Raw genomic sequence first — 16,990 nt, forward strand, 5'->3', positions numbered from 1 at the left:
ATTTAGAAGACAAAAAATAGGCTATTACATTTTATACCTCTAACTTTGGATTAATTCTACAAACATATCTATTCCAGTTTGAGTAATATCATCAGGAAAATCATAATTTGAATGATGAAGTTCTGGTGTATTCGTTCCAGAACCTAATCCAAACATAGCTCCTTCAAAACGCTGCGTAAATTGTCCGAAATCTTCAGACCAACTAAATGGTTTTTCTTTGTTTTGATACTTTAAATCTAGTTTTTTAGCTGCTTTTTTAATAAGCTCTACGCTTTTTGGTGTATTGGTAGTAGCTGCAAATTTCTCTGAATAACTGATTTTGAGTTTTAAATCATGCTTATTAGCTAATTCTTGGGCTTTTTGTTCTGTTTTCTGAGAAAGAAGCTGTAAGTCTTCATCTAAATAACTGCGAAGAGTAGCACAAACACGAGCCTTTGCAGGCGAAACACCAAAGGCAATATCATCCAATGATTTTCTTGAGGTTTCTCCTAAAATAGCATCTACAACAGTTACCAACACAAAATCTTTATTTTCTTTTTCTTTGATAATATTCTCTGATAAAAAATAAAGAAAAGTAGTTAGTTCGCTTAATGCTAAAGCAGGGTTTTTTCCATTCTGAGGTTCGGCTGCATGTGAAGTCAAGCCTTCAAATTCTATAATTATTCCTGTAGAAGCTGCTGCAAAGGTTTTTTCTCTACAAACAATTAGGTTTTTTTCGTAAGAAGGAATATTGTGAAGAGCAAAGAAATAATCAATTTTGAAATGTAGTTTTTGTAGTTGCTTATCTTTAAGCATCTGTAAAGCTCCTTCACCTGTTTCTTCGGCGGGCTGAAAAAGTAAGATTACTCTTTTATTTTTTTGCTGAATTAGTATATCAAAATTTTCTTTCAGATACTGAGCAACTCCTAGCAAAATAGTCATGTGTCCATCGTGTCCACATTTATGCGAAACTCCTTGATGTTCTGATTTATAATCAAAATTATTTGGTTCTGGAATAGGTAAAGCATCCAATTCGGCACGAAAAGCAATCGTTTTGTGTTTAGTTGTATCAAAATTTTCACTTTCCCAAATTGCTATAATTCCTGTATTTCCTATATTTTGTTGGATAGAGGTCGGATTACAGGTTGTAAGAAAATCAACTACAAACTTAGCTGTTTTGTATTCTTGATTGGAAAGTTCGGCTATTTTATGAAGTTGTTGGCGAGTAGGTAACAAAATTAGAATTTAGAGTTTAGAAGTGAGAATTGAAATACATTTTAACCACAGAGAAGAAGAGGAAAATCAAGAGAATGAAAATACAAGATTTGATTTTTATTCTGTCTTCACTTCTAACTTCTAAATTTATTGTTGCCAACGCATCTCTAAATACTTATTTGTAAATCCTAGTTTTTCATAGAGTTTTTTGGCTGGATTATCAGGTTCTACATGAAGAGCAACTGAGCCATTTACACTGTTCATTGCTTCTTGCATTATTTTTTTACCAATTCCCTTTCCACGCTGCGAACCATCAACAGCAATATAAACTAAGATATTTTCTGGAATATAATCTTTCATGCCTGTTTCATTGATGACAGTTGCACCAACAATTTTTTCTTTGCCTTCTTCATTTTCAACTGCATAAAAAATATATCCTCCTTTTCCAGTTTCTTTTGATAGTGAATAATCCATAGCCTTTCTGATATCAGCTTTTGGATCGCCATATTGTTCTAAATGTTTAAAAAGAAATTCATTTATTTCTTCTAAAAGAGAAGTATCAAAAGTAGAACTTGGAGTGAGCTTTTTTATTGAAATAGACATTGAGTAGGGTTTTGGTTTAAAAAGTTGATCTAGATTTCTAAATCATTTCGAAAAACATAAAGGTAGGCAAAAAAAGGCTTTTTTTCAAGTAAAAATATGTATCCAATCCCTTAACACTTTAGAAAAATTGATAATCAAACTGAAATAAAACTACAAAAATATCTACATTTCAAAGCTATGTAATTTTTATTGAAAATCAGATTTTGAAAAGTTGTTTGGATGAGAGTAGATGATTTTTGTGTCATATTTTAAAGAATATGTATAATTAATTTGTTGTTTTATAAGCAATCAACAAAAAATCAACACCTTATTTTAGTCTAATTATTATTATTATCCGTATTTTCATTGTTAATTAATGATAAAGCTGTTTTAATTATTCACTAAATTTTTTTTCAATGAAACATCAAGACAAACTTTTCAAGTATCTCCTTCTATTTATAGGAATACTTTTTTATACACAAGCTCAAGCTCAAAGATATGTAGATGCCTCTGCTACTGGAGCTAATAATGGCACTTCTTGGACAGATGCCTATACAAGTTTACAATCTGCTATAAGTGGTGCTACTGCAGGTACACAAATATATGTTGCTAAAGGAACTTACAAACCTACTAATGGGACAAATCGTAATGCCACCTTTCAGATTCCTAGTGGAGTAAAAATATATGGAGGGTTTTCTGGTAAAGAAACTAGAATTAATCAAGTTCTGCTTGATGCTCGTGATTTTGTTGCCAATGAAACTATCCTAAGTGGTGATTTGAATGGAAATGACAATGTAACAGGAGTATTTCCTGCACTTGTTTATGGAAATTATGCTGATAATTCTATTCATGTAGTATATACTCGTAATGCTTCTAATGCTACACGACTAGATGGATTTACCATAGTTGGAGGCAATGCAAATGGTAGCTCTACTGGTATAAGAGCAGGAGGGTGGTACAATGACGGATGTTGTGGAGGTGTATCTCAACCCATTGCAGCAAATTGTATTTTTACAAGAAATATAGGAGGTGAAGGAGGAGCAATGGCTAATTATGGATGCTGTGGGGGTAACGCTAATGCGACAATAATTAATTGTAGTTTTACTCAAAATCAAGCTGCTCAAGGGGGGGCAATATACAATGATGCTTGTTGTGGTGGTCAGGCAAACCCAAAAGTTACTAATTGTAGTTTTTCTCAAAATAGAGCAACAAATCAAGGTGGGGGAATATATAATGAAGGTGGTGCTGGTGGTACAGGTATTGCCACAGTTACAAATAGCATCTTTTGGGAAAACGCTGGTACTGGGCAGTCTTGGTTTAATGGAGGTTTTAGTGGTTCAGCAGTAAATGTTTCTTATACTCTAGTTGAAGAAGCTGCATTTCCTGCAGGAACTACAAATAATGGAAATAATCTATTTAATCAAGATCCACTTTTTGTAAATGCAGCTATTGGTAATCTAAATTTACAAACAACTTCTCCAATGATTAATATTGGAAATAATGCTCCTATTCCAGCCAATATTACTTTGGATGCAGCAGGTAATCCTCGTATACGAGCTACAACTGTAGATTTAGGAGCTTTTGAAACTTGCCCTTCTACTTCAGCAGAAATAAATATACAAGGTGGCACACCATTAAATAATATTGTAGATGGAGCAGGAATTCCTGATATTTTAGTAAGCAATAATACAGACTTTGGACTCGTGCTAACTACTAGAACACTTACTTATACAATTCATAACACAGGAGGAACAGTTTTAAATATTTCTTCTATTTTATCAAGTAATACTGCTGAATATACTGTAAGTAACATACCTACGACTGTGTCTGCTGGTGGAACAGCAACTTTTGATGTTACTTTTACGCCTATTGCTTGTGGAGATAATAATGCGACTATTGTTGTAAATACAAATGATTGTGATGAGGCAATCTATAATTTTGTAGTGCAAGGAATTGGAGGAAATCCAGAGATAGATGTACAAGGAAATGCAGTTTCTATTGTTGATGGAGATATTACTCCAGTTTTGACAGATGATACAGATTTTGGCAATGTAGTTACTAATAGAACAGTAACTTACACAATCCAAAATACAGGTTCATTAGCTTTAGATATTACTTCTATTGCTATAACAGGAGTAGATGCTGCTGATTTTGTATTGAGTGGTATCACACTTCCTACCTCAATAGCTGCCAGTGGAACAACAACCTTTGATGTTATTTTTACACCTGCTGTAGTTGGGGTAAGAAATGCTGTAATCACAATAAATAATAATGATTGTGATGAAGCAATTTATAACTTTTCCATAAGAGGAACAGGAACAACTGCTTCCGAAATCAATGTTCAAGGTAATGGCAATAATATCGTAAGTGGAACAGGAACTACAAGTCTAACCAATGATACTAATTTTGGAGATGTAGCTGAATGTGGAACGAATAGTCTTGCTAAGACATATACTATTCAAAATACAGGAGGAGCAGCACTAACAGTAAGTAATATCACAGTTACAGGTGCAAATGCTGCTGATTTTACTTTAAGTGGTCTTCCTGCTTTCCCTGCGACAGTAACAGCTACAACAGGAACACAAACTTTTACAGTTACTTTCAATCCTTCTGCAATAGGAAATAGAGTAGCTTTAGTTACAATAACTAATGATGATGCAGATGAAAATCCTTATACATTTGCTATCAATGGAAATGGAACAGCAGATAATGTACCTCCTGTAGTGCCGACATTAGCAGATGTTACTGCTGAATGTTCGTCTACTCCAACTGCACCAACAACAACAGATAATTGTGCAGGAACAATTACAGGAACAACAGGAACAGTATTTCCAATTACTTCTTCTACCACTATTACTTGGACATTTGATGATGGTAATGGAAATACATCGACAGCAGACCAAAATATAATTCTTGATGATGTTACAGCACCAGTAGTGCCGACATTAGCAGATGTTACTGCTGAATGTTCGTCTACTCCAACTGCACCCACAACAACAGATAATTGTGCAGGAACAGTTACAGGAACAACAGGAACAGTATTTCCAATTACTGCCCAAGGAACAACGGTTGTAACTTGGACATTTGATGATGGTAATGGAAATACATCGACAGCAGACCAAAATGTAATTCTTGATGATGTTACAGCACCAGTAGTGCCGACATTAGCAGATGTTACTGCTGAATGTTCGTCTACTCCAACTGCACCAACAACAACAGATAATTGTGCAGGAACAGTTACAGGAACAACAGGAACAGTATTTCCAATTACTGCCCAAGGAACAACGGTTGTAACTTGGACATTTAACGATGGTAATGGCAATAGTGTCACAGCTGATCAAAATGTAATTCTTGATGATGTTACAAATCCAACAGTTACAGCACCAATAAATGTGACTGTAAACACAGATACAGGACTTTGTACAGCTTCTGGAGTTGCTTTAGGGACACCAACAGGAAGTGATAATTGTGGAACACCTACCTTCACAAATGATGCTCCTGCTACTTTCCCTATTGGAAATACAACCGTAACTTGGACAGCAGATGATGGTAATGGAAATACTCAAACAGCAACACAAACAGTTACTGTAAACAGCACTAGAGAAATCGATGTGCAAGGAAATGCAGTTTCTATTGTAGATGGCGATATAACCCCCAATGTTTCTGATGATACAGATTTTGGAAACACAGCCACATCAAGAACAATTACTTATACGATTGAAAATACTGGAACAGAGACTTTGACTATTACTTCTATTGTTTCAAGTGGAACAAATGCAACTGATTTTGTAGTAAGTAGCATTCCAGCAACCGTTGCAGCAGGTGGAAGTGCTACTTTTGATGTTACTTTTACGCCTTCTGGAACAGGAACAAGAACAGCAACTATTACTATAAATAATAACGATTGTGATGAAGCTGCTTATGATTTTGTAGTAGAAGGAGCTAATAATTCATCTGGTGATGTACTTTTAGTTCGTACAGGCATTTATTATTCAACCATTCAATGGGCAGTTGATGCAGCGATAGCAAATGATACCATAAAACCGACAGGAAATAGAAATTATCCTGAAAATGTAATCGTAGATAAAAATCTCACTTTTACTTCTGATTTTACAGATTATAAAAATGTAAACATCAATCAGATTCTTGTAGAAAATGGAAATAAACTGACTATCACAGGTGATATGAGTATTGTAGAGGTTTTACATTTAGAATCTACTGGCGAAGTAGAAGTCACAGGTTCAACGACTGATTTTGCCTTGCTTTCTTCTGCAACTCAAACGGCTTTAGTAATCAATGATTCTCCTACAAATACAGTTGTAGGAACTGTCATTATGGAACGCTACTTACCTGCTGTTTCAGATTTAGGAGGCACAGATGGAAGAGGATATCATTTATTTAGTTCTCCTTTTTCTGATGCAACAGTTTCCCAGTTTGGAGATGATATGAGTCTAGTTCTGACGACAGCTTACAATACAGCTCCCGAACCTGCCTTTGTTCGTCCTTTCCCTACTTTCTTCCAGTATGAAGAAAATAATGCAGGTGCAACATCAAGTGCTTATTTCAATCCTTTTATTTCAAATTACAAAGTTCCTACCACAGCTAATTTGACTGTAACTAGAGGTTATCAAGCCAATATTTCCACAGGTGTAACCGTAGATTTGAATGGAACATTGAATAATGGAAGTCAATCTATTTCTGTTACAAATAGTGGTGGAGGATTTAGCCAAGAAGGTTATAATTTGGTTGGAAATCCGTATCCCTCTCCAATTGATTGGGAGTTAGTTTTGCTAGCTTCTACAGGAGTTGAAGATGCTGTTTATATTGATATTCCAGTTAATCAGTATCAAGGTATTTTTGCAGAATATGTGAATGGGGTTTCGAACAATGGAGGTAAAAAAGAAATTGCTTCTATGCAAGGTTTCTTTGTCAGAACTCTAGGTGGAGGAACTGTCAATATGAATAATGGGGTTCGTTTGAGTACGGATACTCGTTTCTATAAGACGACTGAAACTGAAAATCTGAAAGAAGGATTGATTAGAATTGCTTTAAAGAAAGGAAATTCTTTAGATGAAACCACAATTTATTTTGAATCAGGGGCAACTCCTAATTTTGATGGCAAATATGATGCAGCCAAACTTCACAAAATGAATAGTGCAAGTCCTACCCTTTATTCATACAATGAAAATACAGAAACAGCAGAAACGGAATATTTTGCTATCAATGGATTAGGACGTTTTGATTCCGACCAAACTTTACCTTTAGCCATGAATATTCTGACAGATGGAGAGTATGAAATTACGCTTCGCAGTATGAAATATTTCCATTCAAAACACGAACTTTATTTGTATGATTCCTTGACAGATTCGTTACATAACTTAAAAGCAGAAGGCGATTATAAGTTTTTAGCAACAAAAGGAAATGAAGTAAAACGTTTTGTGCTTTTATTCAAAACAGAAGCAAGTCAAGATTTCTTTGAGAATGAAAAGTTGATGGTGTATCCAAATCCAACTCCAAATCGTTTTTCATATAGCTTGAGAACAAATAAAGAAGGAAATTACACCATTCGTTTATTTGATGCCACAGGCAGAATCATCTTTGAAGCAGAGCAATCTAAAGAAGGAGCATTTTTAGAAGGCACAATTGATTTAGAAAAACAGGCTTCTGGTTTGTATTTACTTCAAGTTTCGGATTCTGAAAAAACAACTACTGTACGTATTGTTAAAGAATAAGCACTATTATTGATATTAATAGCCGTATTAATTGTATTATTACGGCTATTTATCTTACCTAAAACATCATCTATTAAAATACTATTTATTATGTTCAAAAAAATTGTATTACTCCTTATTGGATTTTTTATTGTAGACTATTTGTTTGCTCAAGGTGGAGGTTTTCCTATTGATCCACCTAATGCATTAGGCGCACCTATAGATGGAGGTCTTTCACTACTTTTGGCAGCAGGCGCAGCTTATGGAGCTAAAAAAGTCTATGATTTTAGAAATAAAGACAATCAAGAGGAAGAAAATGAAATGAAGTAAACTATTTCACATTGTCTCTTTAAATCTCTATTTAGTTGTAATAATTACTAAATAGAGATTTTTTATATGTTTTTTTAAAGAATTTATATAATTAATTTATTGTTTTATAAGCAATCAACAAAAAATCAACATCTCGTTTTAGTACAATTTTTATCATTCTTCGTACTTTCATTGTTAAGTTAATAAATCGCAAGTGCTGCTTTAAACAATTCATTATTTTTTTCTACAATCAAAAATTAAATACTTTTTTGACCAATTCAATTCAATAATTAACTCTTTATTTTTTCTCAATACCTGTGTTTTTCCATCTGAATAATTAAAACACACTCAAATTTTTAAACTCTATGATAAAATATAATCTATTATTCGTTTTGCTGCTTACTCTACTTAGTACGCAGTCATTTTCTCAAGGTGTAGCCATCAATACTGATAACACAGATGCAGATGCGTCGTCTATGTTAGATGTAAAATCAACTAACAAGGGAGTTTTAATCCCCCGAATGACTACGGCACAGCGAAATGCCATTGCTACACCTGCAGAAGGTCTTTTGGTATATGATACTACAACAGATTCATTTTGGTTTTTTAGTGGAACATGGACACAACTTGGTGCAGGTGGAGCTGATGCTGATTTTTTTGTTCAAGGAAGTACAAACAACCCTAGCTCAATTACTGATAATATATACACAAGAGGAAATATGGTAGTGGGAGATAATTTAAGTAGTACTATGGACTTAGTAGTAACAGGAGCAGAACCCACCTTTAAAATAGGAAGTAATTTAGGAAGTTTTAATAACGTAGAGTCTGGAAGACTTGTTTTTGAAGAAAACGTACCACTTTATACTACCAATCCTACTAGCTACTGTGGTTTTGCTTTTGAACATGAGGGTCTTATTAACAACCTTTACCTACGTACAGCTTGTGTTGCTCCATCTACTATTATGACCTTTGAAAGAAATGGAGATGTAGGTATTGGCACAGAAGATCCTACAGCCACTCTTTCTGTTAATGGTACTGCAGATAAAACGGGTGGTGGAACTTGGGCTGCTTTTTCTGACAGAAGACTTAAAAAAGACATTATTCCTTATACAGATGGTCTTTCTAAGATTTTGGCAATCAACCCAGTAAAATTTAAGTATATAAAAGAGTTTGCAATAAAAGATGATCTTGAAAAAGAATTTGTTGGCGTTATTGCCCAAGATATTCAACAAATTGCTCCTTATATGGTAGAGGAAGTTGTTTACAAGTCTGATAAGAAAAACCCTAATGATGCTGATTACAAAGAAGGTAGTACGACTTCTAAAGACAACAGTGGTCTAACTGGAGAAAATATCTTGTCTTATGATGCTTCGGCATTGAACTACATGCTTATCAATGCAGTAAAAGAACAACAAGCAATCATTGAGCAGCAAGCTACTAAGATAGAAGCATTAGAATCAGAAGTCAAAGCACTCAAAACACTTCAAGAAGAAATCAATAAGATAAAGAAACAACTTGCAGAAAAGGAATGATAGGATTTTTATATATCATCCCTTTAGCTAGTTAAAATTCTTTTTGGAACTACGTAAAATAACAATGTTATGATAAAAAAATATATTTTATTGCTTCTTTTAGGGCTATCTTCTCAAGTGGTTTTAGGACAAAATACACGGAACAATGATGCCCAAGTTAGAGTGAGAGCAGGTACGTTTATTAGAGGAGGAAACTTTGCTAACCTAACACCTACCTCTTCAGTAACACTTGATGGAACGCTTACACTACGGAATGACCTCTTAAATAATGGAACATTTACAGGAAATAACAATTCCCTTGTGTCCTTTGAAGGGGGAGTAACACAAAATGTTCTTGGAACTACTGCCTTACAATTATTTGAGCTAGTAGTTAATAACTCGGCAAACAACGTCGTACTCCAAAATGGAGTAACACTAAGTAATAGTTTGACCTTGACAAATGGACGACTTATCAGTGAAGTTGCTCCTGTAACTTTTACAACAACTGCCCTTAATCCTATTGAAACTAATGCAAATCGAATAATAGGTACTGCCATTATGAGTCCTCGCCTTATTGGAACAGGAACTTTGACAGAGTTTTTAGGTGTATCGCTGGATGCAGGAGCTAATCTAGGTAATGTTTCGCTTACACGTTATACTGGCAACACACAAGGAATTATTTTTAATGGAACAAATGAAGGTATTGCTGTGCATTGGTTATTGAGTAGTGATAACAATGTGTCTCGTACGATTACTTTCAACTGGCTTTCAGGTTTAGATAACGGAAAAGACTTAACTCAAATGCAACTTTGGCGATCTACTACAGGAATACTTCCAGCAAACTGGCAGACCGTAAATGCAATACCAGTTGCAATGCCAACACGTTCTTTTGGATATCTAAGTAACGATTTACAGCGTTATTGGACATTTTCAGACGTGTTAAACCCATTAAACTCATTAAATCCAGAAATCAATCTACAAGGTAATGGAACTGATATTGTAGATGGTGATGTAACGCCAAGTCTAACTGATGACACTAATTTTGGAAGTGTTTTAGAGTGTGGCACAAATACGATTGTCAAAACCTTTACCATTCAAAATACAGGGACATCCGTTTTGAATATTACAGGAATTACTATTGGAGGAGCAAATGCAGGTAATTTTACATTGGGGACTCTTCCAACAACTGTAGCAGTAGGTGGAAGTGAAACCTTTACGGTTACTTTTGACCCTTCTGCAATAGGCGTTCGAAATGCAACTATTAGTATTGATAATAATGATACAGACGAAAATCCATATAATTTTTCTATTCGTGGAACAGGAACAGCAGATGGTACAAATCCAGTCATTCCAACTTTAGCAGATGTTACTGCTGAATGTTCGTCTACTCCAACTGCACCCACAACAACAGATAATTGTGCAGGAACAGTTACAGGAACAACAGGAACGACATTTCCAATTACTTCTTCTACCACTATTACTTGGACATTTGATGATGGCAATGGCAATTCAGTAACTGCTGATCAAGATGTAATTATTAATGATGTCACAGCTCCAATAGTTCCAACTTTAGCAGATGTTACTGCCGAATGTAGTGTAACCCCAACTGCACCAACAACAACAGATAATTGTGCAGGAACAGTTACAGGAACAACAGGAACGACATTTCCAATTACTTCTTCTACCACTATTACTTGGACATTTGATGATGGCAATGGCAATTCAGTAACTGCTGATCAAGATGTAATTATTAATGATGTCACAGCTCCAATAGTTCCAACTTTAGCAGATGTTACTGCCGAATGTAGTGTAACCCCAACTGCACCAACAACAACAGATAATTGTGCAGGAACAGTTACAGGAACAACAGGAACGACATTTCCAATTACTTCTTCTACCACTATTACTTGGACATTTGATGATGGCAATGGCAATTCAGTAACTGCTGATCAAGATGTAATTATTAATGATGTCACAGCTCCAATAGTTCCAACTTTAGCAGATGTTACTGCCGAATGTAGTGTAACCCCAACTGCACCAACAACAACAGATAATTGTGCAGGAACAGTTACAGGAACAACAGGAACGACATTTCCAATTACTTCTTCTACTACTATTACTTGGACATTTGATGATGGCAATGGCAATTCAGTAACTGCTGATCAAGATGTAATTATTAATGATGTCACAACTCCAATAGTTCCAACTTTAGCAGATGTTACTGCTGAATGTAGTGTAACCCCAACTGCACCAACAACAACAGATAATTGTGCAGGAACAGTTACAGGAACAACAGGAACAGTATTTCCAATAACTTCTTCTACCACTATTACTTGGACATTTGATGATGGCAATGGCAATTCAGTAACTGCTGATCAAGATGTAATTATTAATGATGTCACAGCTCCAATAGTTCCAACTTTAGCAGATGTTACAGCCGAATGTAGTGTAACACCAACTGCACCAACAACAACAGATAATTGTGCAGGAACAATTACAGGAACAACAGGAACAGTATTTCCAATTACAGCCCAAGGAACAACGGTTGTAACTTGGACATTTAACGATGGTAATGGCAATAGTGTAACAGCTGATCAAAATGTAATTCTTGATGATGTTACAGCACCAGTAGTGCCGACATTAGAAGATGTTACTGCTGAATGTTCGTCTACTCCAACTGCACCCACAACTACAGATAACTGTGTTGGAACAATTACAGGAACAACAGGAACAGTATTTCCAATCACGGCACAAGGAACAACAGTTGTAACTTGGACATTTGATGATGGGAATGGAAATACAGCGACAGCAGACCAAAATGTAATTCTTGATGATGTTACAAATCCAACGATTACAGCACCAATAAATGTGACTGTAAACACAGATACAGGACTTTGTACAGCTTCTGGAGTTGCTTTAGGCACACCAACAGGAAGTGATAATTGTGGAACACCTACCTTCACAAATGATGCTCCTGCTACTTTCCCTATTGGAAACACAACCGTAACTTGGACAGCAGATGATGGTAATGGAAATACTCAAACAGCAACACAAACAGTTACTGTAATTAGCACAAGAGAAATCAATGTTTTAGGAAATGCAGTTTCTATTGTAGATGGCGATGCCACCCCCAATGTTTCTGATGATACAGATTTTGGCAATACAGCTATCTCAAGAACTATTACTTATACGATTGAGAATACTGGAACAGAAGCAATTACGATTTCTTCAATCACTTCAAGTAATACAACTGATTTTACAGTCAGTTCTATTCCTACTTCTGTTTCAGCAAGTGGAAGTGCTACTTTTGATGTTACTTTTACCGCCATTTCAACAGGAACAAATACAGCAACCATTACAATAAATAACAATGATTGTGATGAAGCTGCTTATGATTTTGTAGTAGAAGGAGCTAATAATTCATCTGGTGATGTACTTTTAGTTCGTACAGGCATTTATTATTCAACCATTCAATGGGCAGTTGATGCAGCGATAGCAAATGATACCATAAAACCGACAGGAAATAGAAATTATCCTGAAAATGTAATCGTAGATAAAAATCTCACTTTTACTTCTGATTTTACAGATTATAAAAATGTAAACATCAATCAGATTCTTGTAGAAAATGGAAATAAACTGACTATCACAGGTGATATGAGTATTGTAGAGGTTTTACATTTAGAATCTACTGGCGAAGTAGAAGTCACAGGTTCAACGACTGATTTTGCCTTGCTTTCTTCTGCAACTCAAACGGCTTTAGTAATCAATGATTCTCCTACAAATACAGTTGTAGGAACTGTCATTATGGAACGCTACTTACCTGCTGTTTCAGATTTAGGAGGCACAGATGGAAGAGGATATCATTTATTTAGTTCTCCTTTTTCTGATGCAACAGTTTCCCAGTTTGGAGATGATATGAGTCTAGTTCTGACGACAGCTTACAATACAGCTCCCGAACCTGCCTTTGTTCGTCCTTTCCCTACTTTCTTCCAGTATGAAGAAAGTAATGCAGGTGCAACATCAAGTGCTTATTTCAATCCATTTATTTCTAATTACAAAGTTCCTACCACAGCTAATTTGACTGTAACTAGAGGTTATCAAGCCAATATTTCAACAGGTGTAACGGTAGATTTGAATGGAACATTGAATAATGGAAGTCAATCTATTTCTGTTACAAATAGTGGAGGAGGATTTAGCCAAGAAGGTTATAATTTGGTTGGAAATCCATATCCATCTCCTATTGATTGGGAGTTAGTTTTGCTAGCTTCTACAGGAGTTGAAGATGCTGTTTATATTGATATTCCAGTTAATCAGTATCAAGGGATTTTTGCAGAATATGTCAATGGCGTTTCGAACAATGGAGGTAAAAAAGAAATTGCTTCTATGCAAGGTTTCTTTGTCAGAACTCTAGGTGGAGGAACTGTCAATATGAATAATGGTGTTCGTTTGAGTACGGATACTCGTTTCTATAAGACGACTGAAACTGAAAATCTGAAAGAAGGATTGATTAGAGTTGCTCTCAAGAAAGGGACTTCTTTAGATGAAACCACAATTTATTTTGAATCAGGGGCAACTCCTAATTTTGATGGCAAATATGATGCAGCCAAACTTCACAAAATGAATAGTGCAAGCCCTACGCTTTATTCATACAATGAAAATACAGAAACAGCAGAAACGGAATATTTTGCTATCAATGGATTAGGACGTTTTGATTCCGACCAAAGTTTACCTTTAGCCATGAATATTCTGACAGATGGAGAGTATGAAATTACGCTTCGCAGTATGAAATATTTCCATTCAAAACACGAACTTTATTTGTATGATTCCTTGACGGATTCGTTACATAACTTAAAAGCAGAAGGCGATTATAAGTTTTTAGCAACAAAAGGAAATGAAGTAAAACGTTTTGTGCTTTTATTCAAAACAGAAGCAAGTCAAGATTTCTTTGAGAATGAAAAGTTGATGGTGTATCCAAATCCAACTCCAAATCGTTTTTCATATAGCTTAAGAACAAATAAAGAAGGAAATTACACCATTCGTTTATTTGATGCCACAGGCAGAATCATCTTTGAAGCAGAGCAATCTAAAGAAGGAGCATTTTTAGAAGGCACAATTAATTTAGAAAAACAGTCTTTTGGCTTGTATTTACTTCAAGTTTCGGATTCTGAAAAAACAACTACTGTACGTATTGTTAAAGAATAAGCAATATTCAATTTAATATAAAAAAAGGCTGTCTAAACAAGACAGCCTTTTTTATGAAATTTGAATCAAGAAGACAAAAATGTTCTTATTCTATAACTTTTGGTGTTCTGAAATAATCTGAATCTTTTTTAGGAGCATTTTTGAGTGCTTTATCATGTGAAAGAACATTTGCTATTTCATCATTTCTCATTACGTTTACTTCTTCTGAAATATGTGTAAGTGGCAATGTATTTTCAGTATCAATTTCATTAAGCTGTTCAACCCAACCCAAAATTTCGTTTAAATCATCTGCCATAGCAGTTTTGTCATCTTCTGAAAATTCTAAACGAGAGAGATGTGAAATATCCTCAATTAATTTTTTATCTACAGTTACTTTCATTTTTTCTAGCGAATTAGTTGATATTGTAGTGAATAATGAACCACTTAATTATCAAACAAAATTACGAATTTTTCATAGTTTTTTCTAAATAAAGTTACTGTATTTGAAATTCCTATCTTTTAATGCTCGCATTTTCCAATTGTTAGCTTTTTATTTCTTGTAATTGTTCGGCAAGAGGTAAGTCAAATATAAAACTTGTTCCTTTTCCTTCTTCGCTTTCTACAATTATTTGTCCTCCATTGGCTTCTATAAAATCTTTACATAAAAGTAGTCCTAAACCTGTTCCAGCTTCATTATTAGTGCCTTGTGTGGTAAAATGTTTGTCTTTCTTAAAGAGTTTATTTAGATTTTCTTTGCTCATTCCTATTCCTGTATCAGTTACAGAAACAATTACTAGATCATTTTTTATCATAGATGAAATACTAACTTTTCCTTGTTTAGAAGTAAATTTGAGTGCATTTCCTACTAGATTTCTCAAAATAATATCAAGCTGATTGGGGTCAGCAAATACTTTAGCTTTTGTGTCTACTTCATTTATAATCTCTATTTCTTTACTTTCTGCAAGAGATTTAAAGAATTTTTTCTGGTTTTGAGCTATTTTATTCAAATTAATTTTTTCTGGTGTTGGTCTCAAACCTTGCATTTGTGCCTTTGACCATTCCAAAACATTATTAAGTGTTTCTAAATGGTGGTCGACAGAAATTTTGACTTCTGTTGCCAGTGTTGTTACTTCTTCTAAATTTAAAGCTCCATACTTAATGAGTGTCAAATACCCATTCACAGATGTAAAAGGCGTTCGTAGGTCATGAGAAATAATAGAAAATAATTTATCCTTCACTCCGTTACTTGCCTTCAATTTATCTCTTTGTTTTTCCAAAATTGACTTTTGACTTTCTAGTCGTTCTTGTTGTTCTTCCAACAAAATAGCTTGTTCTTGTAATTGATTCCTCTGCTCTGCCAAATATTTATTTTTTTGGCGTGTACGAATATAAAAGTAAAATAAAAGACCACTAACTATCAAAATAAAAAAGGCTATCAAAACAGCTATTCGTGTAATTGCTTTTTGTTCCTGAATACGTTGTATTGTTTCAGCACGTTCAGCATTCACTTTTTCTCTTGTAAGCTCAATAGCAAGCTCTTGTTTTGTGTATTTATTGGTAAGTATACCTAAACTATCTTGCTGACTTTCAACTATCTCCGTTTTTTGGCGTAGTTCTAAACCTTGATTAATCAATTCTAAATCTAATTTTTCCTTTTGGAGGGCTAAAACTTCTGCTTTTAATTTTTCTTTATCCAAATCAGTTTCGACTTTCTCTATCTTTCGTTTTTGTAAAAGTTCATTAAAACTTTTATAGAGATTAAAATAATAGGTCTTTTGTTCATCATTACCTGCCTTTTCATAAGTTTCTGCAAGCATTCCATAACAACTTCTCATCTGAGCTATATCATTTGCTTCTTGTGCTATTTCTAGGGCTTCTTTCAAAAACTTAGCTGAATCATCATATCTTTGTAGGTTATTTAAGACAACAGAAATATTAATGAGTGAAGAAATAATAGTTATATTTTCAGAGTTTTTACGCCTTCCTTCTAATGTTTTTTGAAAGAAATAAAGTGAAGAATCATATTTTGACAAGTCAGCATAAATCATCGCCAAATTGCTATAAATTCCATACATTCCACTTTTATTATTTACCTTTCTATTAAAATCTAATGACTGATGAAAATAATTAATGGCAGGACGTAGCTCTTTTGCCTCCCATTTTATGAGTGCAGCTTTATTGAGATAATCACTTGCTCCTCTATAGTCTTCTTGACTTTCTCTTTCTTTAGACATAGAAAGATACTCTTCAACACTCACTTTTTTTCCATCTTTGGTATATTCATCTTGTGCAAAAGAATAGTTTTGGATAAAAAACAGAAATTGAATTATGAAAATAAAGGAGATAACAAACGAGAAAGAAATTGAAAGAGTTAAATAATTTCTCATTAAATAGACAAAAAGGTATAATAAATCAAATAGTCGATTGTAAGATAAATAACTATTTATTAAATATAGGACTTTAGTAACAAATATGCAAAACTGTTTGGAAATTTTTATAATT

General features: G+C 34.3%; 8 protein-coding genes. 4 read left to right on the forward strand and 4 right to left on the reverse strand.

Annotated features, from left to right (window positions below; genetic code table 11):
• Positions 1-39 precede the first annotated feature (39 nt).
• Positions 40-1,215: an amidohydrolase gene (locus tag V9L05_RS02770; protein WP_338814296.1), complete on the reverse strand. Its 1,176-nt coding sequence runs from the start codon at positions 1,213-1,215 to the stop codon at positions 40-42.
• A gap of 126 nt (positions 1,216-1,341) precedes the next feature.
• Positions 1,342-1,797, reverse strand: a complete 456-nt coding sequence (locus V9L05_RS02775) for a GNAT family N-acetyltransferase (RefSeq protein WP_338790442.1) — start codon at positions 1,795-1,797, stop codon at positions 1,342-1,344.
• Between the two features lie 395 nt (positions 1,798-2,192).
• Between V9L05_RS02775 and V9L05_RS02780 the strand changes: the two genes are divergently transcribed.
• From V9L05_RS02780 to V9L05_RS02795, 4 genes are all read left to right on the forward strand, one after another.
• On the forward strand, positions 2,193-7,508 hold the full coding sequence (locus tag V9L05_RS02780; protein WP_338814297.1) for a choice-of-anchor D domain-containing protein: 5,316 nt from the start codon (positions 2,193-2,195) through the stop codon (positions 7,506-7,508).
• Between the two features lie 90 nt (positions 7,509-7,598).
• Positions 7,599-7,817 (forward strand): hypothetical protein, encoded by a 219-nt coding sequence (locus V9L05_RS02785; RefSeq protein WP_338790439.1) that lies wholly within the window; start codon positions 7,599-7,601, stop codon positions 7,815-7,817.
• A 344-nt stretch (positions 7,818-8,161) separates the two neighbouring features.
• A complete protein-coding gene (locus tag V9L05_RS02790) occupies positions 8,162-9,328 on the forward strand; it encodes a tail fiber domain-containing protein (RefSeq protein ID WP_338814298.1) in 1,167 nt (388 codons plus the stop codon).
• Between the two features lie 69 nt (positions 9,329-9,397).
• Positions 9,398-14,509 carry a choice-of-anchor D domain-containing protein gene (locus V9L05_RS02795; RefSeq protein WP_338814299.1) on the forward strand — a complete coding sequence of 1,704 codons (5,112 nt, stop codon included), beginning with the start codon at positions 9,398-9,400 and terminating at the stop codon, positions 14,507-14,509.
• A gap of 85 nt (positions 14,510-14,594) precedes the next feature.
• On the opposite strand, the gene gatC is transcribed toward V9L05_RS02795, so the two are convergent.
• Positions 14,595-14,888, reverse strand: a complete 294-nt coding sequence (gatC, locus tag V9L05_RS02800) for an Asp-tRNA(Asn)/Glu-tRNA(Gln) amidotransferase subunit GatC (RefSeq protein ID WP_338790436.1) — start codon at positions 14,886-14,888, stop codon at positions 14,595-14,597.
• A 142-nt stretch (positions 14,889-15,030) separates the two neighbouring features.
• Entirely contained in the window at positions 15,031-16,875 is a 1,845-nt protein-coding gene (locus V9L05_RS02805) for an ATP-binding protein (RefSeq protein ID WP_338790434.1), read from the reverse strand.
• Between the last annotated feature and the right edge of the window lie 115 nt (positions 16,876-16,990).

Origin of the sequence: Bernardetia sp. Wsw4-3y2, assembly GCF_037126295.1 — a bacterium.
Lineage (GTDB): Bacteria > Bacteroidota > Bacteroidia > Cytophagales > Bernardetiaceae > Bernardetia.